Source organism: Mesorhizobium sp. WSM4849 (assembly GCF_055811385.1).
Map to the genome: position 1 here is coordinate 93,336 of NZ_JBVVPW010000001.1, position 25,316 is coordinate 118,651.

At 61.4% G+C, this 25,316-nt stretch carries 23 protein-coding genes, 1 tRNA gene and 1 pseudogene; 18 read left to right on the forward strand and 7 right to left on the reverse strand.

Annotated features, from left to right (window positions below):
• Positions 1–94 precede the first annotated feature (94 nt).
• From AC0L3L_RS00435 to AC0L3L_RS00460, 6 genes and pseudogenes are all read left to right on the forward strand, one after another.
• The gene (locus AC0L3L_RS00435; RefSeq protein WP_473636159.1) at positions 95–1,687 is read left to right on the forward strand and encodes an ABC transporter substrate-binding protein; all 1,593 of its coding nucleotides are present in this window, start codon (positions 95–97) and stop codon (positions 1,685–1,687) included.
• Positions 1,688–1,745: 58 nt separating this feature from the next.
• Positions 1,746–2,753, forward strand: a complete 1,008-nt coding sequence (locus AC0L3L_RS00440; RefSeq protein ID WP_192357740.1) for an ABC transporter permease subunit — start codon at positions 1,746–1,748, stop codon at positions 2,751–2,753.
• 1 nt (position 2,754) lies between these two features.
• Positions 2,755–3,672, forward strand: coding sequence for an ABC transporter permease subunit (locus tag AC0L3L_RS00445; RefSeq protein ID WP_473636160.1), 918 nt, complete (start codon positions 2,755–2,757; stop codon positions 3,670–3,672).
• Positions 3,673–3,674: 2 nt separating this feature from the next.
• Positions 3,675–4,568, forward strand: a complete 894-nt coding sequence (locus AC0L3L_RS00450; RefSeq protein WP_473636161.1) for an ABC transporter ATP-binding protein — start codon at positions 3,675–3,677, stop codon at positions 4,566–4,568.
• A complete protein-coding gene (locus AC0L3L_RS00455) occupies positions 4,565–5,395 on the forward strand; it encodes a dipeptide ABC transporter ATP-binding protein (RefSeq protein ID WP_473484003.1) in 831 nt (276 codons plus the stop codon). The genes AC0L3L_RS00450 and AC0L3L_RS00455 overlap by 4 nt, the downstream gene beginning before the upstream one ends.
• Before the next feature lie 39 nt (positions 5,396–5,434).
• A pseudogene (locus AC0L3L_RS00460) lies at positions 5,435–5,620 on the forward strand (indolepyruvate oxidoreductase subunit beta family protein); the annotation flags it as partial.
• A gap of 128 nt (positions 5,621–5,748) precedes the next feature.
• On the opposite strand, the gene AC0L3L_RS00465 reads toward AC0L3L_RS00460, so the two are convergent.
• The 3 genes from AC0L3L_RS00465 to AC0L3L_RS00475 all read right to left on the reverse strand — a co-directional run bounded on the left by AC0L3L_RS00465 (position 5,749) and on the right by AC0L3L_RS00475 (position 7,227).
• Positions 5,749–6,282 carry a DUF2380 domain-containing protein gene (locus tag AC0L3L_RS00465; protein WP_473484001.1) on the reverse strand — a complete coding sequence of 178 codons (534 nt, stop codon included), beginning with the start codon at positions 6,280–6,282 and terminating at the stop codon, positions 5,749–5,751.
• A gap of 127 nt (positions 6,283–6,409) precedes the next feature.
• A complete protein-coding gene (locus AC0L3L_RS00470) occupies positions 6,410–6,736 on the reverse strand; it encodes a hypothetical protein (RefSeq protein WP_473636162.1) in 327 nt (108 codons plus the stop codon).
• A gap of 65 nt (positions 6,737–6,801) precedes the next feature.
• Positions 6,802–7,227 (reverse strand): globin family protein, encoded by a 426-nt coding sequence (locus AC0L3L_RS00475; RefSeq protein WP_473636163.1) that lies wholly within the window; start codon positions 7,225–7,227, stop codon positions 6,802–6,804.
• 305 nt (positions 7,228–7,532) lie between these two features.
• Between AC0L3L_RS00475 and AC0L3L_RS00480 the strand changes: the two genes are divergently transcribed.
• From AC0L3L_RS00480 to AC0L3L_RS00525, 10 genes are all read left to right on the forward strand, one after another.
• Positions 7,533–8,654: a PQQ-dependent sugar dehydrogenase gene (locus tag AC0L3L_RS00480; protein WP_473636164.1), complete on the forward strand. Its 1,122-nt coding sequence runs from the start codon at positions 7,533–7,535 to the stop codon at positions 8,652–8,654.
• Between the two features lie 900 nt (positions 8,655–9,554).
• Positions 9,555–10,481: a Flp pilus assembly protein CpaB gene (gene cpaB, locus AC0L3L_RS00485; protein ID WP_473636165.1), complete on the forward strand. Its 927-nt coding sequence runs from the start codon at positions 9,555–9,557 to the stop codon at positions 10,479–10,481.
• Between the two features lie 40 nt (positions 10,482–10,521).
• Positions 10,522–11,958 (forward strand): type II and III secretion system protein family protein, encoded by a 1,437-nt coding sequence (locus AC0L3L_RS00490; protein WP_473636166.1) that lies wholly within the window; start codon positions 10,522–10,524, stop codon positions 11,956–11,958.
• Positions 11,959–11,975: 17 nt separating this feature from the next.
• On the forward strand, positions 11,976–12,224 hold the full coding sequence (locus tag AC0L3L_RS00495) for a hypothetical protein (RefSeq protein ID WP_473636167.1): 249 nt from the start codon (positions 11,976–11,978) through the stop codon (positions 12,222–12,224).
• 29 nt (positions 12,225–12,253) lie between these two features.
• Positions 12,254–13,465, forward strand: a complete 1,212-nt coding sequence (locus tag AC0L3L_RS00500; RefSeq protein WP_473636168.1) for a CpaE/TadZ family protein — start codon at positions 12,254–12,256, stop codon at positions 13,463–13,465.
• Positions 13,462–14,880 (forward strand): CpaF family protein, encoded by a 1,419-nt coding sequence (locus AC0L3L_RS00505; protein ID WP_473636169.1) that lies wholly within the window; start codon positions 13,462–13,464, stop codon positions 14,878–14,880. The genes AC0L3L_RS00500 and AC0L3L_RS00505 overlap by 4 nt, the downstream gene beginning before the upstream one ends.
• A 3-nt stretch (positions 14,881–14,883) precedes the next feature.
• A complete protein-coding gene (locus tag AC0L3L_RS00510) occupies positions 14,884–15,849 on the forward strand; it encodes a type II secretion system F family protein (protein WP_473636170.1) in 966 nt (321 codons plus the stop codon).
• Between the two features lies 1 nt (position 15,850).
• Positions 15,851–16,810, forward strand: a complete 960-nt coding sequence (locus AC0L3L_RS00515; protein ID WP_473483980.1) for a type II secretion system F family protein — start codon at positions 15,851–15,853, stop codon at positions 16,808–16,810.
• A 134-nt stretch (positions 16,811–16,944) separates the two neighbouring features.
• Positions 16,945–17,415: a tetratricopeptide repeat protein gene (locus AC0L3L_RS00520; RefSeq protein ID WP_473483977.1), complete on the forward strand. Its 471-nt coding sequence runs from the start codon at positions 16,945–16,947 to the stop codon at positions 17,413–17,415.
• Between the two features lie 447 nt (positions 17,416–17,862).
• Complete coding sequence (locus tag AC0L3L_RS00525; RefSeq protein WP_473636171.1) at positions 17,863–19,092, forward strand: TadE/TadG family type IV pilus assembly protein; 1,230 nt, start codon at positions 17,863–17,865, stop codon at positions 19,090–19,092.
• A 138-nt stretch (positions 19,093–19,230) separates the two neighbouring features.
• Here AC0L3L_RS00525 and AC0L3L_RS00530 read toward each other — a convergent pair.
• A tRNA-Thr gene (locus AC0L3L_RS00530) sits at positions 19,231–19,306 on the reverse strand.
• A 341-nt stretch (positions 19,307–19,647) separates the two neighbouring features.
• Between AC0L3L_RS00530 and AC0L3L_RS00535 the strand changes: the two genes are divergently transcribed.
• Complete coding sequence (locus AC0L3L_RS00535; protein WP_473636172.1) at positions 19,648–20,820, forward strand: hypothetical protein; 1,173 nt, start codon at positions 19,648–19,650, stop codon at positions 20,818–20,820.
• 144 nt (positions 20,821–20,964) lie between these two features.
• Here AC0L3L_RS00535 and AC0L3L_RS00540 read toward each other — a convergent pair whose 3' ends face one another.
• Complete coding sequence (locus AC0L3L_RS00540; RefSeq protein WP_473636326.1) at positions 20,965–22,563, reverse strand: cisplatin damage response ATP-dependent DNA ligase; 1,599 nt, start codon at positions 22,561–22,563, stop codon at positions 20,965–20,967.
• A gap of 223 nt (positions 22,564–22,786) precedes the next feature.
• Positions 22,787–23,797: a ligase-associated DNA damage response exonuclease gene (locus AC0L3L_RS00545; RefSeq protein ID WP_473636173.1), complete on the reverse strand. Its 1,011-nt coding sequence runs from the start codon at positions 23,795–23,797 to the stop codon at positions 22,787–22,789.
• A gap of 217 nt (positions 23,798–24,014) precedes the next feature.
• Between AC0L3L_RS00545 and AC0L3L_RS00550 the strand changes: the two genes are divergently transcribed.
• Positions 24,015–24,347: a hypothetical protein gene (locus AC0L3L_RS00550; RefSeq protein WP_473483966.1), complete on the forward strand. Its 333-nt coding sequence runs from the start codon at positions 24,015–24,017 to the stop codon at positions 24,345–24,347.
• Here the strand turns inward: AC0L3L_RS00550 and AC0L3L_RS00555 are convergent.
• The gene (locus AC0L3L_RS00555) at positions 24,344–25,285 is read right to left on the reverse strand and encodes a 2-hydroxyacid dehydrogenase (RefSeq protein ID WP_473483963.1); all 942 of its coding nucleotides are present in this window, start codon (positions 25,283–25,285) and stop codon (positions 24,344–24,346) included. The two genes, AC0L3L_RS00550 and AC0L3L_RS00555, sit on opposite strands and share 4 nt — an antisense overlap.
• Positions 25,286–25,316 lie beyond the last annotated feature (31 nt).

Consider the following 25,316-nt stretch of genomic DNA (forward strand, 5'->3'; position numbering starts at 1 on the left):
GCAAACGGGGTGTTCCAAAGCCGGAAAAACGGTGCTTATATGCGCGCTTCGCGAGCCTGATAGAGGGGCTTGGAAGAACATCAGGGAGTCCTCCATGAAAAAGAAACTGACTTTTGCGGCCGCGTTGCTGGCCGCAAGCGTCCTCGGCGGCATGGCCAATGCGAAACAGCTGGTCTACTGCTCGGAGGCGTCGCCGGCCGGCTTCGACCCATCGCCGTGGAGCGGTGGCAACGACTTCGACGCGTCGTCGCGCACCATCTATTCGCGCCTGGTCGAGTTCGAACACGGCAAGACCACCATCACGCCTGGCCTCGCCGAGAGCTGGACGGTTTCCGACGACGGTCTCGAATACACGTTCAAGCTTCGGCCGGGTGTGAAGTTCCAGACCACGGACTACTTCACGCCGACGCGCGATCTCAACGCCGACGACGTGATCTTCTCCTTCGAACGCCAGTGGAAGAAGGAAAACCCGTGGTTCGATTATCTGGCAGGCACCGGCTGGGAATATTTTGCCGGCATGGGCTTCCCGGATCTTCTCAAGGAAATCGTCAAGGTCGACGACCTGACGGTGAAATTCGTGCTGAACAAGCCTGAAGTCGCTTTTCTGCCGGACCTCGGGATGGATTTCGCTTCGATCGTCTCCAAGGAATATGCCGATCAGCTCGACAAGGCCGGCACCAGGCAGCAATTCACCCAGAAGCCGATCGGCACCGGTCCGTTCCAGTTCGTCGACTACCAGGTCGATGCGGTCATCCGCTATGCGGCATGGGACGGCTACTATGGCGGCCGCCAGAAGATCGACGATCTGATCTTCGCCATCACGACCGATCCGGCCGTGCGCGCGCAGAAGCTGAAGGCAGGCGAGTGCGATATCATGTCGTACCCGGCGCCGGCCGACATCGCCGGCCTGCAGGCTGACCCAAACCTCAAGGTCGACGAGCAGGAAGGCCTGAACATCGGCTACATGGCCTACAACACGACGCAACCGCCCTTCGACAAGGTCGAGGTCCGCAAGGCGCTCAACATGGCCGTCAACAAGCAGGCCATTCTCGATGCGGTCTATCAGGGCGCTGGCCAGGCGGCCATAAACCCGATCCCGCCGACGATGTGGTCCTACAACAAGGACATCAAGGACGATCCATACGATCCGGACGCGGCCAAAAAGATGCTGGCCGACGCCGGCGTCAAGGACCTGTCGATGAAGATCTGGGCAATGCCGGTCAGCCGCCCGTACAATCCGAACGCCAAAAGAGTCGCGGAACTGATCCAGGCCGACTATGCCAAGATCGGCGTGAAGGCCGAGATCGTCAGCTACGAATGGACCGAGTATCGCGAACGCGGCAAGCAGAAGGATCGTGACGGCGCCTTCCAGCTCGGCTGGACCGGCGACAATGGCGATCCAGACAACTTCCTGTTCCTGCTCGGCTGCGATGCCATTGGCCAGTCCAACTATGCGATCTGGTGCAACCAGGAGTTCGAAGCCTTGTTGCAGAAGGGCAAGGCGACCACTGATGTCGCTGAGCGCACCAAGATCTACGAGGAAGCTCAGGTCGTGTTCAAGCGTGAGGCCCCGTGGCTGACCATCGCCCATTCCAAGGTCTTCATGCCGATGAACAAGAAGGTTTCGGGCTTCGTCATGGATCCGCTCGGCATTCATCGGTTTGACGGCGTCGACGTCACCGAATAACTCCTGAGAAATTGGACGGCGGCGCTGGACTTCCGGCGCCGCCGTTCTATGAAGTAAGATGCTCCGCTATCTCCTCCACAAGCTCGCCTTGATCATCCCGACCGTGTTCGGCATATCGCTGGCGGCGTTCGCTTTCGTCCGGCTTCTGCCGGGCGACCCGATCCTGGCCCTGGCCGGCGAGCGCGGCGTCAGCCCCGAACGCTACGCGGAGCTTATCGAGCGGTTTGGCTACAACCGGCCTTATGTCGTCCAGTATCTCGAGTATATCGGCAGAGTCCTGACCGGCGACTTCGGCATATCGATCGCCACCAAGCGGCCTGTGCTCGGTGAATTCCAGGCGCTGTTTCCGGCCACGCTGGAACTGGCGACGATCGCGCTGATCATCGCCGTACTCATCGGCATTCCCGCCGGCATCTTCGCCGCGGTCAAGCGCGGATCATGGTTTGACCAGGCGACGATGGGTGTGGCGCTGACCGGCTATTCGATGCCGATCTTCTGGTGGGGGCTGCTGCTCATCATCTTCTTCTCCGGCTATCTCGGTTGGACGCCGGTTTCCGGCCGCATCGGCCTTCAGTATTTCTTCAAGCCGACGACGGGGTTCATGCTGATCGACAGCCTGATCTCCGGCAAGAGCGGCGCTTTCAGGTCCGCCGCCAGTCATCTGGTCCTGCCGGCGATCGTGCTGGCGACGATTCCGCTTGCCGTCATAGCGCGCCAGACGCGGTCGGCGATGTTGGAGGTGCTGGGCGAGGACTACGTCCGCACCGCCCGCGCCAAGGGCCTGGCGCCGCGCCGTGTCATCGGGCTTCACGCTTTTCGCAATGCGCTGATCCCCGTCGTCACCACCATCGGCCTCCAGGTCGGCACGCTGATGGCGGGCGCCATCCTGACCGAAACGATCTTTTCCTGGCCCGGTATCGGCAAGTGGATGATCGACGCGATCGCCAAGCGCGACTATGTCGTCGTCCAGAGCGGCTTGCTGATCATCGCGCTGATCGTCATGGCGGTGAACCTGATCGTCGACGTGCTCTACGCCGTTATCAACCCACGTATCCGGGTGCAGTGAGATGACCGACCAAACCACGGCAGAAGCCACCGCCGCCTCCATTCCGCCCGGCGGCCGGCAACGCGCCTTCACCGAGTTCTGGCATTACTACTCGATGAACACCGGCGCCGTCATCGGCCTGGTCGTGTTCTCGGCCCTGGTGCTGGTGGCGATTCTCGCGCCACTGGTCGCGCCGCATTCGCCTGACGAACAGTTTCGCGATGCGCTGCTGACGCCGCCGGCCTGGCAGGAGGGCGGCAGGTCGATGTTCCTGCTCGGCACCGATGCGGTCGGCCGCGACATGCTTTCGCGGCTGATTTTCGGGGCGCGGTTCTCGCTGTTCATCGGTCTGGTCGTCGTCGTTTTCTCGCTGACCAGCGGCATCATCCTCGGCGTGCTCGCCGGCTATTTCCGCGGCTGGGTCGATACGCTGATCATGCGTATCATGGACGTCATCCTGGCCTTCCCGTCGCTGCTCCTTGCCCTGGTTCTGGTGGCGATCCTCGGACCCGGCCTGTTCAACGCCATGCTGGCGATTGCACTGGTGCTGCAGCCGCATTTCGCGCGGCTCACACGCGCGGCAGTGATGGCCGAAAAGAACCGCGAATATGTGATCTCCGCCAAGGTGGCCGGTGCCAGTCATCTCAGGCTGATGGTGAAGACGATCTTGCCGAACTGCATGGCGCCGCTGATCGTGCAGGCGACGCTGTCCTTCTCCAACGCCATTCTCGAGGCCGCGGCTCTCGGCTTCCTCGGCGTCGGCGCGCAGCCGCCAACGCCGGAATGGGGCACGATGCTGGCCACGGCACGCGAGTTCATCCTGCGCGCGCCATGGGTGGTGACCTTCCCCGGCCTTGCCATCCTGATCACTGTGCTTGCGATCAACCTGATCGGCGATGGGCTGCGCGATGCCTTCGATCCCAAGCTGAAGAGGTCGTGACCATGCCTCTTCTCGAAATCAAGAACCTTACCGTGTCCTTCGATACCGCCGCCGGACCGTTCATGGCGGTGCAAGGCATCGACCTGTCGATCGAGCCGCGCCAGGTGCTGGCGATCGTCGGCGAATCCGGCTCCGGCAAATCGGTGGCGATGCTGGCGGTGATGGGGCTTTTGCCGAACACGGCGACGGTGAAGGCCGACCGCATGGCCTTCGACGGCGTCGATCTGCTCGAGCTCAGTCCGTCCGAGCGCCGCAAGATCGTCGGCAAGGACATCTCAATGATCTTCCAGGAACCGATCGCCAGCCTCAATCCGTGCTTCACCGCCGGCTTCCAGATCGAGGAGGTGCTGCGCTTCCATATGGGCATGGACCGCGCCCAGCGTCGGGCCCGTGCCATCGAGCTGATGAAGCTGGTCGGCATTGCCGATCCGGAAGAGCGGCTGAACTCGTTCCCGCACCAGATGTCGGGCGGCCAGTGCCAGCGCGTCATGATCGCCATCGCCATCGCCTGCAATCCGAAGCTGCTGATCGCCGACGAGCCGACCACCGCGCTCGACGTCACCATCCAGAAGCAGATCCTCGATCTTTTGGTCGGCCTGCAGGCCAAATACGGCATGGGCCTGATCATGATCACCCACAATATGGGCGTCGTGGCCGAGACCGCCGACCGCGTCATCGTCCAGTACAAGGGCCGCAAGATGGAGGAGGCCGACGTTCTGTCGCTGTTCGAGCAGCCGAAGAGCAACTACACGCGCGCGCTTCTGTCGGCGCTGCCGGAAAACGCCGTCGGCGATCGGCTGCCGACCATTTCCGACATGCTGTTCGAACCGGCCCCCTCTGCTGCGGGAGACGGGCCCGCCGCGGCAACCCAGCCGGCAACGGGAGCCGCGCCATGAGTGCCACGGTTCTCGAAGGCAAGAACATCGTGCGCGACTACCATGTCGGCGGCGGTCTGTTTCGTCCCTCACGCACGGTGCACGCGGTCAAGGGCGTTTCCTTCAGCGTCGACAAGGGCAAGACGCTGGCCATCGTCGGCGAAAGCGGCTGCGGCAAGTCAACGCTCGCACGTATCATCACCCTGATCGATCCCGCGACAGCAGGCGAGCTCTTCATCGACGGCAACAAGGTCGACATCGCCAGGGATGGGCTGACGAAGGAGATGCGCCGCAAGGTGCAGATCGTCTTCCAGAACCCCTATGGTTCGCTCAATCCGCGCCAGAAGATCGGCGATGTGCTGGGCGAGCCGCTGCTCATCAACACCGACACACCGGCCGACGAACGGCGCGATCTCGCCATGAAGATGCTGAAGAAGGTCGGCCTTGGACCGGAGCATTACAACCGTTACCCGCACATGTTCTCGGGCGGCCAGCGCCAGCGCATCGCCATTGCCAGGGCTCTGATGCTCAATCCGAGCCTTTTGGTGCTCGACGAGCCGGTCTCTGCGCTCGATCTGTCGGTGCAGGCGCAGGTGCTCAACCTGCTTGCCGACCTGCAGGACGAGTTCAAGCTGACCTATGTCTTCATCAGCCACGACCTGTCGGTGGTGCGCTACATCGCCGACGACGTGATGGTTATGTATTACGGCGAGGCCGTCGAATATGGTTCGCGCGACGAGGTATTTGCCGACCCCAAGCACAGCTACACCAAGACGCTGTTTGCGGCGACGCCGCGCGCCGACGTCGCCAGCATCAAGGCGAGGCTGGCGAAGAAGAAGGCCGCCTGACGCCGCAATTGCGGTACCCAGTCCATGCTGGGTTCAGGGCGCCGGCTGATCAAAGGCTACAGCGACATCCATGCCCGCGCCCAATCCAAGTTCCTTCGCGTGCTGTCGGCGCTCGATCTGCTCAAGGGCCGCAAGGGCCGGGAGGATGCCGCCGACTGGATCAGGCGCGTGCGCGTAGCGGCGTTGAACACGAGAGGGGGCGACATGCTCGACGGCACGCGCTGAAAATATTGGTGCCGCTTGCGTGACTCGAACACGCGACGGCGTCGCATTCCTGCCGGTCTGATCACCGAAGCCATTTGCATTGCGTTGCTGTCGGCTATCCGTTTCGGTCGCCGGGCTTTTCGCGATACCTACGGAATGCAGTGCTTCTCGACGTCACGTGCCGTGAACTCTGCTGCTCGTCGCCACGCTTCGTCGGTATCTCCCCGGTAAGTCAGGTATCGATCGCAGACAGGTTTGTTGTTGCTCAAATCCAGCACTGCAAACTTCACCCAGCCGACCAGCGTGCTCATCTTGTGCATCTGACCGATCAGGAGATATTTCGCGCTGGCTGTTCTTGCCTGTTTCGAAAGATCGACAAGGCCGGGGTCCTTGATGGTGCACTGTTCTGCCTGACAGGGTAGCGCGACGAGCTTGATCTTCTCCGAAAGGCCATCCTGCAACGCTACCCCAAATGCCTTCAGTCGCGCTTCGTGTTCGGCGGTCTGGTCCCTGACTTCGCCTGACGTATCCCTGAACTCGAAATCCGCGACGGCGAGGGTCGCTGGCTCGACGACATCGGCAAAAGCGGCCGACGCAAGTAGACCAGCGCCCATCAGGATCAGGAAAAATTGTCCACACTCAAAAAGTCGAAATCGAACTTCCGCACTTTGCACCTTGAGCATCTCGTTTCTCCGAGGTTGGGACGATAGCCATCCCAATGACGGTGCCGATTTGTCTCATCGCGCTGTGGAAGGCGCGGAAGCAGGCGCAGACTATCCGGTTGCGTCGCAACGTCAACTTTCAACCCGTTTACTGGGTGGACTCCACCTCCGCGACAACCAGCTTGCCTTTAGCGCGCGAGATTTCGAGTGCCTGGCCGGCCCCTGCCAACGCGCCCGGGACCGAGATCACCATCGCCTGGCCCTCGGTGAGCGTCGCGACGAAGCGTACGGGCAAACTTTCTTCGCCCGCCGCCATCGTGGTGACCACCCGGTAGCCGTCATCCGCCTCCGTGTAGTAGACGACCCCGTGAAAGTTGCCGAGATCGACGGTCCCACCCTGACGGGCGGTGAGTTCGCCGGCGGAAGCGGAACTTGCCACGACGCAAAGCGCTGCAAGAGCTGTGTATCTGAACATGGTGCTTCTCTCCATTTGGAATTGTCGTTCGGGTGGATGGTCGCCTGCGGCTGCATCCCAAAAAATCACGCGGCAAGCTGATCCTCACGAGCAGCCGCGATCATCACACTTGCGAGCAACCCGTAGGCTGCCTCCCAAGCCTCGCGGACAGCTGGCGTAAATGCCGTGCCGAGGCCGGCCGCCAGCGTCTCGATGAGCGCTTGCCCGACGATCGGGTAATGACGCTCCTCGACGCCGTAGGTCACGTGACGCTTGGCGAGCACGCGCACCGTCGGGAGGATGGTGTCGGCACGGTCCAGCCCGTGCACGACGAAGCCCAGGCTCGCCATCAGCTTGGCGCCCTGCTTGCTCATGTCTCTCACCGGAAACAGCGCGCGAAGGTCTGCGTCGATCGCGAACAGGCGTTCATAGAACAACGCCGCGGCGGCCACGCGGATCGGGACGACCTCGCGAAAACTGTCCTGGACAAGTCTGATCTGGTCGGGTGTCATCGGCGACGCTCCTGCGTTCCTGGCTTGGGGTGAACCATCGCCCCAAAGCGTTTCGCGTGCATGTCGCCTGCGCGTAGATGTGTTTCAGTTGTGTCTCAATTAGTTTCAGTTCGCGTTCATTTGGCTTCTTATTCTGTAGATGCGTGCTGAGGGTGTCACATGCGCCGGGCTCATCTCGTCGGCAAGGACATGGTCATAGCTGAAAACATGGGCGCGCCTCGCCAGCTTGGAACCGCATCGGCAGTTGGTCATTATATCGGGGAGCCGGCGGCTCCTCCCTATACCTCCCTTCGGATGGAGAAATCATGCTGCGGATACTCATTGCTTCGTCTGTTCTTCTTGCCTTCGGTGCGCCCTCGCTCGCGCAGGACAGCAGCGTCGAGAGCGAAACAGGCCGCATTGCGGTCGAGACCTTTGCCGAAGGGCTCGAACATCCCTGGGGCGCGACCTACCTGCCCGACGGCGCGTTGCTGGTCACCGAGCGTCCGGGGCGCCTGCGGCTCGTCTCGACCGACGGGGCCGTTTCCGATCCGATCGACGGTGTGCCGGACGTCCTCGCCGGCGGACAAGGCGGCCTGCTGGATGTGGCGCTCGATCCGGACTTTGCCAACAACCGGACGGTTTATCTCTCCTACTCGGAGGAACGCGGCGGCGGCGCGGCCACGTCCGTCGGCCGTGGACGCCTGGACGAGAACGGCAGCGCTCTCTCGAACTTCGAAGTGATCTTCCGGCAGGAACCGGCCGTCTCCGGCCGGAACCACTACGGCTCCCGCCTGGTATTCGCGCCGGACGGCAAGCTCTTCGTCACGCTCGGCGAGCGCTTCAAGATGCGGCAGGCGCAGGACCCGAACAATCATCTCGGGACGATCGTCCGCATCAATCCCGATGGTTCTGTGCCTGACGACAATCCCTTCGTCGGCAAGGACGGCGCCGACGAGATCTGGTCCTACGGCCACCGCAATGTGCAAAGTGCTGCGCTCCATCCCGAAACCGGCGTGCTCTGGACGGCGGAAATGGGACCGCTCGGCGGCGACGAGCTGAACATTCCGGAAGCGGGCAGGAATTACGGCTGGCCCGTGGTCAGCTGGGGCCGGCACTATTCGGGCGAACGCATCCCCGATCCGTCGACGAGGCCGGAGTTTGCCGACTCCATCCATAGCTGGACGCCCGTCATCTCGCCTTCCGGCATGACCTTCTACACCGGCGACATGTTTGCCGATTGGCAAGGCGACCTGCTGATTGGAGGACTGTCGGCGGAAGGCATCGTTCGCGTCAGGATTGACGGAAAGCAGGTCGCCGGCGAGGAAGTCCTCGCTCTCGGCAGGCGTATCCGAGACGTGGTGCAGGCTCCCGACGGCGCGGTGATGGCGTTGACCGACGAGCCAGCCGGAAGAATATTGCGACTGTCACCGGCAGCGTCGCAGTGACCCCATGCCGCGCGACAGACGTGATTTTCTGAAACGTTGGGGCTGATCGCGCTGTGACATCCAAAGTCTTGGAGGCCGGCTCTATCTAAGTGATCGAGTTAAGGACGGTCGTCACGGAATACTTCAGACACGACGCGGGCAACTTTCGTAGAGCAGCGCCAAATTAAAAGCAAAATCATTACCATCGAGAGCACGGAAACAGAGAATAGCGAAAAGAATCCTAGTACAGCTAGAAAAGGGTCCGATGCTATCGTCAGTCTTGTCTCGTCCGAAAACAATTTTGAATACGATATTTTCGTTCTAATAGAGTCCAAGTTAAAAAATAAGATGACGATCGCGCACGTAAATACAATTAAGAAAATGGCGACGGAAAGCGTGCGCTCTAATTTATCACCGTCACTGTACAAGATCGGTTTCGCCATGGGTCAGCCCGGATATCCAACTGCATGTTCCGTGTAGTCGAAACAGCCTGCACGCCGAGATAAAACGCCAGAAAGTCCTGCCACCGGCCGTGATGTAGACACCGGTGCCGGCGCGCTGGGTCTTGACGAGGCCGATCACCGAACGGGGACCAGGGCGCTCACGGTAGCGACGCCATCGGAGATTAGATGGCGAACCATTTCACAGAGGCCTGATGAGAACTGTCGATTGCTTCTGGCCGCATTGACCGTGTGGGGTAACCAACAACGTGACGGCGTGCCGGAAACGTCGAAGCCAAGTGAAGTTCGACCCAAAAGCAAATGGCGCTCACTCAAATTGCGGAAAAAGGTCCAAGGGTTCGGTAACCAGACGCAACGATAGCACAAATTCGAATAAGCGAAGTTTCTAATTGTTCAGAATCGCCCGGTAGCGTCCGGCCAAAGACAAAAGACAAGAAGGGTGCATTTTGGGGTATCGGGCGTGAAGGGCAAAGCCATTACAATGATCGGCATCGCCGCGGTGTTCGGCGCGGCCTCGATCTTTGCCGCCGATCTCTGGATTAAGAGCGAAGCAAAGGCTCGTGCCGGAGAGATTTCGCTCGCAGTTCCGACGCCCGCGCCGCCGGCGATGCAGTTTCAGACGATCGTCGTCGCCAGGGCGCCGCTGCGCTTCGGCATGGCGCTAGAGCGGACGCAACTGGCGGAAATTCCGTGGCCGCAGGATTCGCTTCCGCAGGGCGCCTTCACGACGATCAACGAAGCTTTGGCCGAGGGAAGTCGTGTCGTGCTTTCACCCCTAGAGATCAACGAGCCGCTTTTGCTTGCAAAACTGTCGGGTCCCAATGGGCGCGCGACGCTGTCGAACCTGCTTTCGCCCGGCATGCGGGCAGTGACAATCCGCACCGACGAAATAGCCGGCGTCGGCGGCTTCGTTATGCCCGGCGACCATGTCGACGTGGTGCTGACGCGCGACGCCGGCGCCATCACCGAAGTCGCGAAAAATGCCGAAGGCGCGGCCGGTTCGACGCTGACCAGCGAGATCGTGGTCGAGAGCGCCAAGGTGCTGACCGTCGGACAGGGCGCCGACGAGCGGCAGATCACTCCGCAGATCGCTAATTCTGTGACCATCGAGGTCAATGCCGAGGGCGCGCAGAAGGTGGCGCTGGCCCGCACGGTGGGCACGCTGTCGCTGTCGCTGCGCGCCTCAAGCGAAGGCGGTGGTTCGACAGACGGTTTGACGACCATCTCTTCATTCGGCGGCTCGGTGGCGGCCGGCGCGTCGGATGCTGCGGGCGCAGTCATCGAGGCGATCGCCGCAGAGGGGCCGGAAGCGCAAAAATTCAAGACCGTGATCGTGACGCGCGGCACCAACCCGCAATCCTATCAGGTTGTTGCGCCGGACAAGTGACACGACACCGGCAGGGGTGCCGGATTTTTGGGGACAGGCAATGTTTGGGTGGGTGGGCAATTTGTGTCGGAGCGGCGCGCATGCTGCCGGAATAGCCTTGCTGGCGATCTCGTTTGCGGCGGGACCCGTTCTGGTTGGCGTTGGAAACGCTGAGGCCGGCAACGGCGTGGTTTACATTACTTCGACCAAAAACATGTCGATCAAGCTCGCCAGGGGAAAGCCCAAAACGATCAAGACCGATGTGCCGTTCTACGAGATCGTCATCGGCGATCCAGAGATCGCCAACGTCAAGCCGCTGACGGACCGCTCCTTCTACCTGCTCGGCAGTAATCTCGGCACCACGGGCATCGCTCTCTTCGACGAAAACAAGAAACTGGTCGGTACGATGGACATCGAGGTGACGCTCGACACCGACCGTTTGGCCAGCACCATCCGCGACAGCGTGCCGGGGGCCAACATAAAGGTTAGCTCGGCGAATGGCCGGCTTGTTCTGTCTGGCTCAGCCGAAGATGCGTTGGCGGTTGATAAGGCGACTCGGATCGCCACCAATTTTTCGGGCGAAGAAACGGTCATCAACTCGGTCAATATTTCCTCGTCGCAGCAGGTTCAGCTGAATGTGCGCTTCGTCGAAATCAATCGGCAGGTGGGACAGGAACTCGGCACCAAAATCGGCGTGACATACATCGGCAGCAATGGCGGCGTCTCATTCAACTCCACTCCTTCGGTTTCTAAGGCGGCTCCCGCGGCACAGCTCATCGGCGGCCTTCTCTCCAACGGCGTGTCAATCGATGTCGCCATCAAGGCTCTGGAAGACCGCGGTGTCGCGCGACGTCTTGCCGAACCGAACCTGATTGCGCGCTCGGGTGAAAAAGCGAGCTTCCTGGCGGGCGGCGAGTTTCCGATCCCAGTCTCGGAAGAGGACGGCAATATCTCAGTCGAATACAAAAAGTTCGGCGTCAGTCTGGACTTCACACCGACCGTGCTCAGCGACGGCCTGATCGCTCTCGACATCGAGCCGGAGGTCTCCTCGATCGATAGATCGGCTTCCTACAATATCGGCAACATCTCCATCCCGGGTTTCGTGGTGCGGCGCGCGCACACGTCGATCGATCTGAAAAGCGGTCAGAGTTTCATGATGGCGGGCTTGCTGCAAAGCGAGAACGACATGGTTCAGCAGCGCGTTCCAGGTCTGGGCAAGTTGCCGGTGCTCGGCCCGCTGTTCAGTTCCAGAGCGTATCAGCGGCGCGAAACGGACCTGGTCATCATCGTCACGCCGTACCTCGTTAAGCCGATGGACCCATCGAAGAAGCCGCTGACGCCGGCTGACGGCACCTTGCCGGCAAGCAATGTCGATTATTTTCTGGGCAATGTGGAGGAGGTGAAAACCGCCGACGTCGCCCACAATGGCGGGACCGCAACCGACGCTGCCGCTCCAGCCACAAAAGTCGGCCACTTCCTCGATCTCCCAAGGGAATGAGCATGCGAACGCTTTCAATGATCGGCGCCGTCGCAATGATTGCCTCTGCCAGCGGTTGTGCCACCGAGGAGACGATGCGTCTCGACGGGCTGACCCAAGGCGCGGGCAATGCGATGGCGGCCAACACCGTGATGCAGATGGTCGATCCGTGGCCTGAGGGCGTCGAACGCACCCGGCTTCGGGTGCCAGCAAACCGCGGCGCCCAGCCAAGCGCGACCGCGAAAGCGGCCGAGGAAAAAGCATCGCAACCCACGGCCGGTTACTGATCAGGCCACCAAACGCGCGGGCGAGAAGAATGGCAAATCCCGGAAAAACCAAGCGGATCGTGCTTGTTTCCACCGACAAGAGCTTTGTGCAGAAAACGAGGACGGCGTTCGCCTCGTCGGAGGGGATTGCGCTTGTTACGGTCGAGAAGAACGTCACCGAGTTACGCGGCGAAATCCAGGAGGCTGATTGCAGCGCGGTGATCGTCGACATGGATGCGGCCAAGCTCAACGAGATCGAGGCGTTGCAGCGCATTACGCGGCGGCTCGAGAGGCGCGCTGCAATCATCGTTGTGACTCAGGAATTCAATGCGTCCGCCGCGCGCATCCTGGTTCAGCTTCAGGTCGCCGATTTTCTGGTCAAGCCGCTGACCACCGCCGATCTTGTTCGCTCCTGCGTTCGCGCACTTGAGGGACCGGGGCGCGAAGAGAACACCGAGTCGCAAATCTACACGTTCATGCCCGCCGCCGGGGGGGTAGGCACCACCACGCTGACGCTGCAAACCGCGTTCCAGCTCCACCATTCGGTAACGCGCGGATCGTCGACCTGCGTAGTCGATCTCAATTTCCAGCAAGGCTCATGCGCCGAATATCTCGACCTCGAGCCACGCTTCGACATCAACGAAATCGAGAATCAGCCGGAACGCCTTGACCGCCAGCTTCTTGACGTGATGCTCTCGAAACATGCGAGCGGTCTCTGCGTGCTGGCTGCGCCTGCGCGGCCAGCGGAGATGCGCACGTTCAACGCCGACGTGGTTGTCCGCATGCTGGACCTCGTCTCCGCCTATTTCGACAATGTCGTCATCGACATGCCGCGCACGTGGTTTCCCTGGACGGAGACCGTGCTGTTGGGCTCAAACAAGCTCTACATCGTCGCCGAAATGACCGTGCCGTGCCTGCGCCATACGCAGCGGCTGATCCAGGCCGTTTATGAGACGGTGGGCAAGGAGGTGAAGCCAAACGTCATCGTCAACCGCTTCGAACAACGCCTGTTCGAAAGCGGGATCAAGCGGGCCGACGCCCAGGCATTCCTCGGCGAGCATTTCGTCGGCGGCATCTCGAACAATTACAAGCTGGTGCGCGAGGCCGTCGATCGCGGCGTTCCGCTGCACGAGATCGACCCCAACGCGAATGTCGTCAACGATCTCAGGCGAATAGTCCTGCCTGATGAAGTCGTGGCGGAAACGCGGAAAAAGCGTTCACTGTTCGGGCTCGGCAAAAGTCTTTTGAGGAGAGCCGGGTGATCAGCCGATTTTCGACGCTCCAGAAACGCGATGCCACGCCGGAAAGCCGGCAGGAGCAGGCGCCAATCCAGCATCGGCCGGTCGTCATCCCGACGACACGCAAGCCGGCCCCGCCGAAACCCGAGGTGGGACCGGCAAAGCCCACGAAGGTCCTCGACGCCAGAATGCGCATTCACCGCATGCTGATCGAAGAGATCAACCTCGTAGCGCTCGAGCGCCTGCCGCGCGACGAGATGCGGCGGCAGGTGCATGATTTCGTCTCCGAGAAGGCGCGCGGCGAACGGCTTGCGGTCAATGTCGCCGAACTCGACGCGCTGGTGGATGACATTGTCGACGAAATGGTCGGCCTCGGCCCGCTCGAGCCGTTGCTGAAAGACCCAACCATCAACGACATCCTGATCAACGGCCATCGCAGTTGCTTCGTCGAGCGGCATGGCAAGCTCGAGCAGGTGCATATTCCGTTCAAGGACGAAGCTCACCTCATACGCATCATCAACAAGATCGTTGCGGCCGTCGGCCGCCGCGTCGATGAATCCCAGCCGATGGTCGACGCGCGCATGCTCGACGGCTCACGCTTCAATGCCGCCATCCGACCGGTCGGTGTCGACGGGCCGCTGGTATCCATCCGCAAATTCTCCAAGAATAAGCTCGGTCTGCATAAGCTCGTTGAATTCGGTGCGGTCACGCAGAACATGGCCGAAGTCCTTGCCGCCGCAGTCCATGCCCGCAAGACGACGATTATTTCCGGCGGCACCGGCACCGGCAAGACGACGATGCTGAACGCCCTGTCGGCCTTCATCCCCGAAGACGAGCGCCTGATCACCATCGAAGACGCGGCCGAACTGCAATTGCAGCAGCCGCATGTGGCGCGCATGGAGACGAGGCCGGCCAATATCGAAGGTCACGGCGAACTCAAGCAGCGCGATCTGGTCAAAAACGCGCTGCGCATGCGGCCGGACCGCGTCATCCTCGGCGAGTGCCGCGGCGAGGAAGCCTTCGACATGCTTCAGGCGATGAACACCGGCCACGAAGGCTCGATGGCGACCATTCATGCCAACACGCCGCGCGACGCGATTTCCCGTCTCGAACAGATGCTCGGCATGACCGGAATGCCGATGACCGTGCAGTCGATCCGCAGCCAGATCGCAAGCGCGCTCGACATCATCGTGCAGCTTACCCGGCTTTCCGACGGCAAGCGCAAGGTCACGAGCGTCGCCGAAGTGACCGGCATGGAAGGCGACGTGATCCAGATGCAGGAGATATTTCGCTTCGTGCGCACCGGCATGGAAGCGGACGGGACGATCCTTGGCCACTTCGAGGCGACGGGCCTGCGCCCGCGCTTCCTCGAAGACCTGAAGGCGATGGGCATCGAATTTCCTGGGCGATATTTCGAGCCTGGCAGACAGCAGGAATAATCAATGCTCGAGGGATTCAGCGCCATCTATGTGATTTATGCCGGCGCCGGTCTGACCGGCATCATGATCGCCGAAGCGTTTTACCTGCTTTACGCCGGGCACCGGGATCGCCGCATGGCGATCAATCGGCGAATGAAGCTGCAGGAGAAAAAGCTCAGCCAAGAGCAGGTGCTGATCCAACTGCGCAAAGAGCGTGGGATGGAAGGAGGTGCTTCGATGCTTTCGCTCGACCGGATTCGGGAGCTGCGGATCCAGTCCGGCATGGTCCTACCACTGCCGAAATTTCTGCTGATCACGTCGGGTCTGGCGCTTGGCCTCTGCCTGTTTGCCGTTTCCTACGGCCTGCCGCTGATCATTGCACTGGCAGTGCTTCCGGTCATGTGTTTGGTCTTTCCGATCATGACCCTGCGGTTCCTGCGCAAGCGGCGGCACAAGATCTTCGGAATGCAGCTTCCAGAAGCTCTGGAACTCATCACGCGAAGCCTCAAGGCAGGGCATCCGGTTCCGGTGGCGATCTCGATGGTGGCGCGTGAAATGGCCGATCCGATCGGCACCGAATTCGGCGTGATCGCCGACGAAGTGACCTATGGCTCCGACCTGGTTTCCGCGCTGCATTCGCTGTTCGAGCGCGTCGGACACGAGGACCTGCCGCTGTTCGTCACCGCTGTGTCGATCCAGAGCAGCTCAGGCGGCAATCTGCGCGAAATCCTGGATGGTCTGTCGTCGATCATCCGCGAGCGCGGAAAGCTGCGGCGCAAAGTGCGAGCAATCTCGACCGAGGGCCGCATGTCGGCCTACATCCTGACCGCCGTACCGGCGCTGCTGATGGTCGGCATCATGATCATGATGCCGCAATTCTACGAGAGCGTCTGGGGCGAGCCGATGACTTGGTATCTGTTGGGCGGCTCGATCTCATGGCTAATGCTGGGCAACGCCATGATGTTCAAGATGTCGAACTTCAAATTCTGACATGGAAACCCTGATCGGTCTCCTTGCCTCCCTTCGCCCGACGTCGCTGGCGCTTTTGCTGCTCGCCGTGGGAGGAGGAGCGATCCTCTGGCAATGGAGTACCGCGCGTGGAGGACGCGGCGACTTGAAGCGCCGGCTCAAGGTCGAAGTCTCAGAGGTTGCGGAGGCACCCAAGCCGACCGCCGCGCCGAAACGGAACGCCAGCGCCGTCCGCGACAAGGCGATGAAAACCGCCCATGAATTCTACGCCAAAAGCGATCCGGAAAACGTTGCGCGGCTGCGGATGAAACTCATCCAGGCTGGTCACATGGATCCAGGCGCGGTCGGCAGTTTTTTTGTCATCCGCTTTGTCGGCTTCCTGGCTGGAGCCGTTGTTGCGTTTCTGGTCGTCCGCTGGTTTGGCGGTGAATCGGCAGTTCCGAGCCGCTGGACTTTTATCATCATGTCCGGTGGCGCCGGTTATTTTCTGCCGGGTCTTGTATTGACCTCGCAGGTCCGTACGAAAATGCGGGAATACCGCAATGGCTTTCCCGATTTCATGGACCTGATGATCGTCTGCGCGGACGCCGGCATGAGCATGGAGGCCGGGATCGAGCGGGTGTCGAAAGAGCTCTTTATCACTTATCCCTCGCTCAGCCAGAACCTTCAGCTTGTCTCGCTCGAACTCAGGGCGGGGCGCAGCCTTGACGATGCGCTGAAATCGTTGGCTGATCGCCTGAGCCTCGACGAGGTACGCTCCTTCGCCACGCTGCTTCAGCAATCGAAGGAGCTTGGCACCAGCCTTTCGGGCGCGCTTCGGGTTTATTCGGACGAAATGCGTCACAAGCGCATGTCGATAGCTGAGGAAAAGGCGCACGCGCTGCCGGCAAAGATGTCGGTGCCGGTTACGGTCTGCATCCTGCCAGTCGTGCTGATGATCGCCATCATCCCGATCATCGTGAAAATGACGGCAGGCGACTGATCCGCTCCAGTCGATAGTTAATCCAATATGTTCGGCTTTCCTAATATTTGCTCGAAACCCGCCACCGAAGCTTAAGCCGAGCCCGCTATTATGCTTGATGAGACGGCCCGCCAAGCGGCCGGATGGGGCAGATTATGGGGCAATCGAAATTCGCCGCGTTGGCTGCGGTCGCAGTCGTGACGATTGTGACGGGATGCACGACGAGCAGCGTCGACGTCACCGAGACCACGTCGATCGCTCCGGCGACGACCGACATCAGCAGGGCTGATCTCGTATCTGGCAAGACGCAGTTCCGCGAAGCCAATTATGGGTTGGCGGAAAAGCACTTCCGCAAGGCGGTGGAACTTCGGTCCGACAATGCCGAGGCATGGCTGGGACTTGCCGCCTCCTACGACCAGCTCGGCCGCTTCGATTTTGCCGACCGCGCTTACGATCAGCTTGTTGTGGTTGCCGGCCGCCGGGCCCATATCGTCAACAATATGGGGTATTCGCAATTGTTGCGCGGCAACAAGAAAAAAGCCCGCGAATTGCTTCTGGAGGCCAAGGCAGGAATGACCGATACCTCGTTGGTCGATGCCAACCTCGCACTGATGAACAAGCCGTAGCAGCGTTCGAACCGTCGCCGGATCCAACGAATTGCAGTTGGCTTACAGACCGCCGCGGGGTCCACCGTGAATAATTGTAGAAGCCTGGCTAGATCGGTTCTGGAGCGAAATGGTGGCGTAGAACGGATCTGGCATGTTGTTCAGCGCCAGAACTTACCCTTCTAAACTGGAATTGGTCACGAGTGGTGCTGGCGATCACCCATTTCGAATGTTTATTTTTCAATAGAATTAGCGACGGGTAACCGTTCCGCGCTGTGTACAGTCGAGCGATACCTGCATCCGCTCGCTGAGAGCGCTCTGCATTCGCGGCCACGGAACGGCGGCATCCTCCATCCGGACAGCGGTTTGACCGTCCGGCAGCTTTTCTGTGAGGACGAATTCCGTCCTACTTAAGAGTTTAGTGATCAATGAAACAACTTCTTTGCCGCAGGGATGCATTTTGCCGGCATGATGCACCAAATTCTGCTTTTGAAACGGTTCTTTCGAGACAGCCGCGGTAACTTTGCGACCGGTCTCGTTGTCATGCTGCTTCCTATGATTGCAGCAGTCGGCGCCGCGGTGGATCTCGCGAACATGAACCGCGAGCGGAGCAGGCTTCAATCGGCTCTGGATGCAGCAAGCATGGAGATCGCCGTTAAGGTCAACTCGGGCCTGAGCGACGGTGAGCTACAGGCGCTTGGCGACAAGCTACTCAAAGCCAACTTGGCATCGGTCGATGCAAGCGCGGATAACATACCCTCGCTCGTCTATCACGGTCTGGCGACGGAAAACGACGGAAGCCAGAGCCTCAGGACTGAATCCAGCCTCAACTACACCTATCTTATTCCGCGCTCAATCGGCGGCGATGGACCGTCATCGACCAACATTCTCGTCCGGTCCCGCATAACGTCCAACAATGGTGATACTGCGTGCGTCTATGCCCTCAACCGGGCCGCGCCGCGCGCCTTCGAGGCGGCCGGGAGCACCACAGTCATCATGGATGGCTGCGTTATCGCTTCCAATTCGTCGGCTCCGGATTCCATCTATGTTGGCGGCGACGCGTCCCTTGAGGCGGACTGCATTCAATCATCTGGCGGAATAGTGGCGACCAGCGGACTGATCACCGATTGTGAGCAAAATCGCGTCAATGCGTGGCGACTGCCTGACCCATGGGGTAACCTGGTGGAACCGGTACCACCAATCTTGTATCCTAATCCGAAAGCTGGCGACTTGACAGTCAGTCCAGGGCGGTATCGAAATCTCGATCTGAGCGGCGACAAAACCCTGGAGCCGGGCCTCTATTATGTCGAAGGTTCTCTTTCCGTCAAAGGCACAGTGACCGGCGCCGGCGTGACCATCTTCATGGCTGATGGCGGCATAACAGTGAACGGCAACGGCTCGTTGTCATTGAGCGCGCCGCAGACAGGCGACTATGCCGGCATGCTGATGATGTCGGCACGAGCGAACACATCGTCCCACCTGTTCAATGGGAATGGCGCCACTGATCTGAACGGCGTCCTATACTTCCCCTATGGCGACCTGACCTACAATGGTAACAACGGAACTAGCAGCACCTGCCTGCGCATCGTTGCCGACACGATCAAGATGAGCGGCAATTCGAACATCAAGTCCGACTGCAGTGCGGAACTGGGGGGACGCGAAGCTAGAGTGGCAGGCCCGTTCTACTTTTCGATGTAAGGCAGTTGCGAACGTTCGAGACCTCCCATTGGCCGCCCCACGCACCACCGACGCTCGGTTTTGTGTCCCGAAATGTGTCCTGATCTCGAATTTGCGGTGTGGTGAGGAGCGCTTTGGGCCCGCAACCCTTGGAAAGATTGGTGCCGCTTGCGTGACTCGAACACGCGACCCCATCATTACGAATGATGTGCTCTACCAACTGAGCTAAAGCGGCCCGGGAAGCCGGGGCCTCCAAGATGCGCTGGGTGATAGACGCAACCCGCCACAAATTCAAGATGGGACTTGGCATTTCGTGTGGGGCCCGTGCCGGGCCTATTAGCGACCGCCGCACCGATCGGCCATGCGGCTGTGCGAAAACCACTCCGGCAGGTTGCGCGACGTCGCGTTGGCGCTGCATCGGGAAATCGGCGAAAAATGTTGATTCCTTTACCGAAAACCGCCGAAATGAGCTTTGGATGCGTCACGAAGACAGAATGCGGCCGCTGGCCCGTTGATTGATTGATCGCCTGCGGCTAACGATCATGACATGTGACCGTAGGTGCAGAGGGATCCAGCTTGGACGCGATCGAAAAAGCGATCCGGAATGCCTTCGAGAAAGGCAATGCCGAAGACCGCGCGTTTCGCGAGCGGGTCTATCGATCGGCCTTCGCCGCACTTGACCGTGCACTGCAGGCCAACCCGGGCGTGACGGTGGAACTCGCCATCAAGCGCCGCAAGGCGGTGCAGGCCAAGATCACCGAAATCGAATCCGAATTCCTGCCGGCGGTTCCCGGCGTCGGCCCACAGACCGATGATGACGCTGCAGCACCGGCGGTGGAGCAGCCGGCTGACAGCGCCGCCGAAGCCGAAGCCGATGCCGAACCCGTCGCCGAACCCGCGCCGCCGCCTGACGTCGTTGTCGACGGTCCGGTGAAGCCCCCTGCATCCGACGCGCCGCGCTCGCGCGTCTTGCCCGTCGTTCCCGATATCATGCCGGAAGCGGGTTTTCCCGGTGCGCCGGAGATCGAATTGTCGTCCCGCCCATCGACCGGAGACGACGACGCAGAGGTGATGCCCGACCGCGACGACAGGCGGGTGAGAGGCCCCCGCCTGCCTCTCACCGCGATCTTCCTCGGCGTGACGCTGCTCGCAGCTGTCGGTATCGGCCTCTATTTCGCTGCGCAGACCGGCGTCTTCAAGTCGGCGGCCGAACTCGACACCGCCCCGCCGCAGACGGAACCGACGGTGGAGGACGATGATTTTACGCCGCCAAGCGACACCGCCTCGCCGCTGAACGCCGGCGAGGCGGAGCGCGACTGGATCAATGTGTTTTCGCCGAGCGACCCGGCGCTTGTCAGCGCGCCTTCGGATGCCAAGGCCGAAGTCATGCAGGACGACAGCGGTTCCTTCCTGCGCATCCGGTCGGGCGCATCCGGTTCGGCGATCAGCTTCGACGTCGGGCAAGGCGTCTTGGAAAAACTCGCCGGCAAGCATGCCACGTTCGACATCATCGCCCGCTCCGAGGAGGGCCAGGAGACGCAGATCTCCGTCGACTGCAATTTCGGCGAACTCGGCGACTGCGGCCGCAAGCGCTACGCGGTCGGCCACGAGCGCAACGAATATCTGTTCGACGTGCGGTTTCCCGACAAGCGTCCGGGTGCTGCCGGCACCATCGCCATCAATTCCGACTTCGACAAACAGGGCAAGTCGGTCGACATCTACGAGATCCGCGTCTCGATTGTCCCTTGATTTCTGGAGCGAAACCGCTGGACCGCTGCACTCCGTAACCACTGTTACGGCATGGATCATCCATGCCGTGGTCTTCGAGCCTCGCAGTGATGAATGGCAGAGCAGCACGTTGACCCCGCACCCTTTTGCCTTCCCTCATCCGTCCTAATCGAGCAGCGCCTGCAACGTCTCGATGCGGTCGGCTTCGGCCGCCGGCTTGTCCCAGCGCAGCCGTGAAATGCGCGGAAAGCGCATGGCGACGCCGGATTTGTGCCGTGTCGAGCGGTTGAGCCCTTCGAACGCCACCTCCAGCACGAGACCGTTCTTGCGGTCGGCTCGTACCGAGCGGACCGGGCCAAAGCGCTCGATCGTATTGTCGCGGACATATCTGTCGATCTGCCTCAGTTCCTCGTCGGTGAAGCCGAAATAGGCTTTCCCCACCGGCACCAGTTCCTCCGATCCTTCCCGGCCGGACCACACGCCAAACGTGTAGTCGGAATAAAAACTCGAACGCTTGCCGTGGCCGCGCTGGGCATACATCAGCACGGCGTCGACCGTGTGCGGATCGCGCTTCCATTTGAACCATGGGCCTCTCGGCCGGCCGGTGAGATAGGGCGAATCCCAGCGCTTCAGCATTACGCCTTCAATGACCGGATGCAGCGGCTTGCGGCGCAATTCCTCCAGCGCCTGCCAGTCGGTGAATTCGACCAGGGGCGACAGATCGAAGCGGCTCGGATCGAGCGTCTGCACGAAGGCTTCGAGGCGGCCGCGCCGCTCGCGGAAAGAGCGCGCGCGCAAGTCCTCGTCGCCGATCTGAAGCACGTCGTAGCAGCGCATGAAGGCCGGGTATTGCTGCTGGATCTTCGGTGTCACGCTCTTGCGATTCAGCCGCTGCTGCAGGTCCGAGAACGTGCCGGTCGCCTGCAAGGGATCGCCGACCAGAAGCTCGCCGTCGAGGGTGGCGGAAAAATCCATCGCCTCTGCGAGATCCGGAAAAGCCCCGGAGACGTCGTCGCCCGTGCGCGAATAGAGCCGGCGAATGCCGCCTTCCGATACGGCCTGGACGCGGATGCCGTCCCATTTCCACTCGGCGGCATAGTCGGCCGGGTCGAGCTTTTCGAGGTCGCCGTCACCGATCGGGTTCGATAGCATCACCGGCCGGAACAGCGCCAGCGCTGTCTTTTTGGGTTTTTCTGCCTTGCCTTCCAGCCAGGCGAAGAGCTCGGCATAGGGCGGCGTCAGCCCATGCCAGAGTTCTTCGATCTCGGCGACGTCGACCTTGCCGAGATCGGCCAGCGCCTGCTTGGCCAGCCGCGCCGAGACGCCGATGCGCAGGCCGCCGGTGACCAGCTTTATGATGGCGAAGCGAGCCGAGATGCTGGCGCTGTCGAGCAGCCGGGCCAGCACCTTCGGCCCGTCGGAACGGCTCGCCGCCTGTAATTTCGCGACGACCTCGGCGAGCGTCGGCTCACGGTTGGCGATATCCGCGGGCGATTGCGGCCAGACCAGCGACACCGTCTCCGCCAGGTCGCCGACATAGTCGTAGGAATAGCCGAACAGCACCGGGTCCATGCGTTCCATGACCAGCATGCGCAGCATCGCCGGCTTGACCGCCGCGATGGTCAGGTCGCCAGTAATAGCGGCCAGCGCCAGGCCGCGATCCGGATCCTCGACGCTGCGGAAATAATCGCTCAGCAGCGTCAGCTTGCCGTTGCGCGACGGCGTCAGCACGAGGCGATCGAGGAGTTCGGCGAAGCGGTTCATGAGGAGAACCATGGCCGAGCGTCGCGTTCTGTCGCGCCCCCCTCTGTCCTGCCGGACATCTCCCCCACAAGGGGGGAGATTGGCAGTTTCGTTCTTGCCGCCCGTCTTACAACGTCAGCGATTGGCGAAAGCCGGCGCAACATCCGATCTCCCCCCAAGTGGGGGAGATGGCCGGCAGGCCAGAGGGGGGTGCCAAAGAGCGCTACGTCGGCCGTGAGCACCATCAATCGCCCTCATCCTCGTAGCCGACGAGATGCAGCGGCCTGGCGGCGATGCCTTCGAGTTCGCACCAGCGCACCAGCGCTTCCTCGCGACCATGCGTCACCCAGATTTCCCCGGCGCCAGTTTCCCTGATCGTGGCGGTCAGCTCGTCCCAGTCGGCATGGTCGGAAATGATCAGTGGCAGCTCGACGCCGCCCTGCTTGGCGCGCTGGCGGATGCGCATCCAGCCGGACGCAAAACACGAGATCGGATCGGGAAAGCGTCGTGCCCAGCGGTCGGCGAAGGCCTGTGGCGGGCCGACGACGATGGCGCCGGAGAAATCGTCCTTGCCACCGCTTTCGACGGTCGCCGGCTCCAACGTCCCGAGGTCGATGCCCTGGCTCTGGTAATAGTCGCTGAGCCTGGCCAGCGCGCCATGGATGTAGATCGGCCTGTCGTAGCCGGCATCGCGCAGCAACCGCATGACGCGCTGCGCCTTGCCGAGCGCATAGGCGCCGACCAGATGCGCGCGTTCGGGAAACTGCGCCGTCGATTTCAGCAGGCGGGCAATCTCTTCGGTATCGGGCGGATGGCGGAACACCGGCAGGCCGAAGGTCGCCTCGGTGATGAACACGTCGCACTTGACCGGTTCGAACGGCTCGCAAGTCGCGTCCCTCTGGCGCTTGTAGTCGCCCGAAGCGACGATGCATGAGCCCTGATGCACAACCTCGATCTGTGCCGAGCCGAGCACATGGCCGGCCGGATGGAAGGTTACGGCGACGCCGTTCAGCGCAATCGTCTCGCCAAGTGCTGCCGCTTGCGTGGTCCCGGCAAAGCCCTCGCCGTAGCGCAGCCCCATAATGTCAAGCGTCTGTTGTGTGGCCAATACCGAACGGTGGCCGGAACGGGCATGGTCGGAATGGCCGTGCGTGATCAGTGCCCGGTTGACCGGCCGCACCGGATCGATGAAGAAATCGCCGGGTGGGCAATAGAGGCCCTCGGGCCGGGGGTGAAGCAGGTCGCTGGCGCGCATGGCTCCAAGATAGTTGCTAATTCCGGCGCGGGAAGCCTGTTGCAAGTGACTGCTGACTCGGCATACAGGCAACTGCCGGCGGGATCTCCATCACGAAACCGCATCAGGCCTCGTCCGGCGACGCTTTTCGTTCATCTGCGCCACACCTGGCGGCGGCTGCGAAAAAGCCTGGATTCACATGCCCGAAAGGGCAGGACACCAACACGGAGGACCTTGCATGCGCTGGAACTTGGTGGTCTTGGCACCTTGCCTGGCACTGGCCGGCTGCGTTGGCACCTCGATTGCCGAGCGGCAGGACGCGAATGTCCAGTCCTCGCTGCAATATGATAGCGTGCCTTGCAATCAATTGCTGGCGCAACGCAACCGGCTGGCGCAGCAATACCGCCTTCCGCAGGATGCCAAGCCGTCTTTCTCCGATCCCGGGGTGGGCCTCGGCCCGTTCACGCCGGACGCCCGTTCCAAGGCCCAGCGCGATCTCGAACAGGCCAGCGGCCGGATCGACGCCATGAACCGGTCGATCGCCCGCCGCGAATGTGGCAAGCCGGGTTAATATCCCGCGTTGCGATCCACGACATTCTCAAGCTTCTCGCCGCGCTCGAAGGCGGCCATCTGGCGCAGCATGATCGGCACCAGATGCACGGGATCGGAGGTCGCCGCCGCATGCGGCGTCACGAACACTTTCGGGTGGCTCCACAGCCGGCTGGTCTTCGGCAGCGGCTCGACCTCGAACACGTCGAGGCTCGCTTCCTTGAGCGTGCCGCCCTCCAGCGCACGCAGAATGTCGGCGTCTTTCTGCAACTTGCCGCGTCCGGCATTGATCAGCACCGAGCCGCCGAGGCCGTTGCGTTTCCTCAACTCCTTCAGCACGCCGTAATTGATGATGCCTTGCGTCTGCGGCGTGAGCGGCAAAAGCACCACCAGAATGTCGGTGGCGTTGAGGAAGGGGATCAACCCTGCCTCGCCGGCATAGGTCGAAACGCCTTCCATCGGCCGCTCGCTGCGCGACCAGCCATTGACCGCAAAGCCGAGCGACAAAAGCACCGACGCCGCTGCGCGGCCAAGCGTGCCGAGCCCCATGATGCCGACGGAGATGTCGCCGGCCGGCCGCTGCGGCGGCTCGTGCCAGATCTTCTTTTGCTGCTGCGACCGGTAGAGCATGCCCTGGCGATGGTGATCGAGCACCCGCCAGACGACATATTCGGTCATGTATTGGGTCAGGTTGTCGGCCACGACCTTGACGATCGGAACGTCGGGCAAAGTGGGATCGGCGAAGATGTGGTCGACGCCGGCGCCGATCGAAAAGACAGCGCGCAGATTGGGCAGCGACGACAGAAGGTTCGGCCGCTGCTTCCAAACCACCGCATAGGTGATCGAAGGATCGCTGGCGCCGTCCGGCTCGAGCACCACCTCGCGTTCGGCCGACAAGAGTTCGCGCCAACGGCGTGGATGGATACCGGTGAGGGCAAGCAGGACACGGCCTTTTTCCATTGCGGATTCTTTTTTCCTCTATGCGGTACGG

Coding starts and splice junctions, on each gene's coding strand:
- AC0L3L_RS00440 (WP_192357740.1), top strand. CDS start 1,746: ATGCTCCGCTATCTCCTCCACAAGCTCGCCTTGATCATCCCGACCGTG.
- AC0L3L_RS00510 (WP_473636170.1), top strand. CDS start 14,884: ATGCTCGAGGGATTCAGCGCCATCTATGTGATTTATGCCGGCGCCGGT.
- AC0L3L_RS00540 (WP_473636326.1), bottom strand. CDS start 22,563: ATGAACCGCTTCGCCGAACTCCTCGATCGCCTCGTGCTGACGCCGTCG.
- AC0L3L_RS00435 (WP_473636159.1), top strand. CDS start 95: ATGAAAAAGAAACTGACTTTTGCGGCCGCGTTGCTGGCCGCAAGCGTC.
- AC0L3L_RS00500 (WP_473636168.1), top strand. CDS start 12,254: ATGGCAAATCCCGGAAAAACCAAGCGGATCGTGCTTGTTTCCACCGAC.
- AC0L3L_RS00470 (WP_473636162.1), bottom strand. CDS start 6,736: ATGTTCAGATACACAGCTCTTGCAGCGCTTTGCGTCGTGGCAAGTTCC.
- AC0L3L_RS00550 (WP_473483966.1), top strand. CDS start 24,015: ATGCGCTGGAACTTGGTGGTCTTGGCACCTTGCCTGGCACTGGCCGGC.
- AC0L3L_RS00475 (WP_473636163.1), bottom strand. CDS start 7,227: ATGACACCCGACCAGATCAGACTTGTCCAGGACAGTTTTCGCGAGGTC.
- AC0L3L_RS00555 (WP_473483963.1), bottom strand. CDS start 25,285: ATGGAAAAAGGCCGTGTCCTGCTTGCCCTCACCGGTATCCATCCACGC.
- AC0L3L_RS00490 (WP_473636166.1), top strand. CDS start 10,522: ATGTTTGGGTGGGTGGGCAATTTGTGTCGGAGCGGCGCGCATGCTGCC.
- AC0L3L_RS00465 (WP_473484001.1), bottom strand. CDS start 6,282: ATGCTCAAGGTGCAAAGTGCGGAAGTTCGATTTCGACTTTTTGAGTGT.
- AC0L3L_RS00455 (WP_473484003.1), top strand. CDS start 4,565: ATGAGTGCCACGGTTCTCGAAGGCAAGAACATCGTGCGCGACTACCAT.
- AC0L3L_RS00450 (WP_473636161.1), top strand. CDS start 3,675: ATGCCTCTTCTCGAAATCAAGAACCTTACCGTGTCCTTCGATACCGCC.
- AC0L3L_RS00525 (WP_473636171.1), top strand. CDS start 17,863: ATGATGCACCAAATTCTGCTTTTGAAACGGTTCTTTCGAGACAGCCGC.
- AC0L3L_RS00480 (WP_473636164.1), top strand. CDS start 7,533: ATGCTGCGGATACTCATTGCTTCGTCTGTTCTTCTTGCCTTCGGTGCG.
- AC0L3L_RS00520 (WP_473483977.1), top strand. CDS start 16,945: ATGGGGCAATCGAAATTCGCCGCGTTGGCTGCGGTCGCAGTCGTGACG.
- AC0L3L_RS00495 (WP_473636167.1), top strand. CDS start 11,976: ATGATCGGCGCCGTCGCAATGATTGCCTCTGCCAGCGGTTGTGCCACC.
- AC0L3L_RS00515 (WP_473483980.1), top strand. CDS start 15,851: ATGGAAACCCTGATCGGTCTCCTTGCCTCCCTTCGCCCGACGTCGCTG.
- AC0L3L_RS00545 (WP_473636173.1), bottom strand. CDS start 23,797: ATGCGCGCCAGCGACCTGCTTCACCCCCGGCCCGAGGGCCTCTATTGC.
- AC0L3L_RS00445 (WP_473636160.1), top strand. CDS start 2,755: ATGACCGACCAAACCACGGCAGAAGCCACCGCCGCCTCCATTCCGCCC.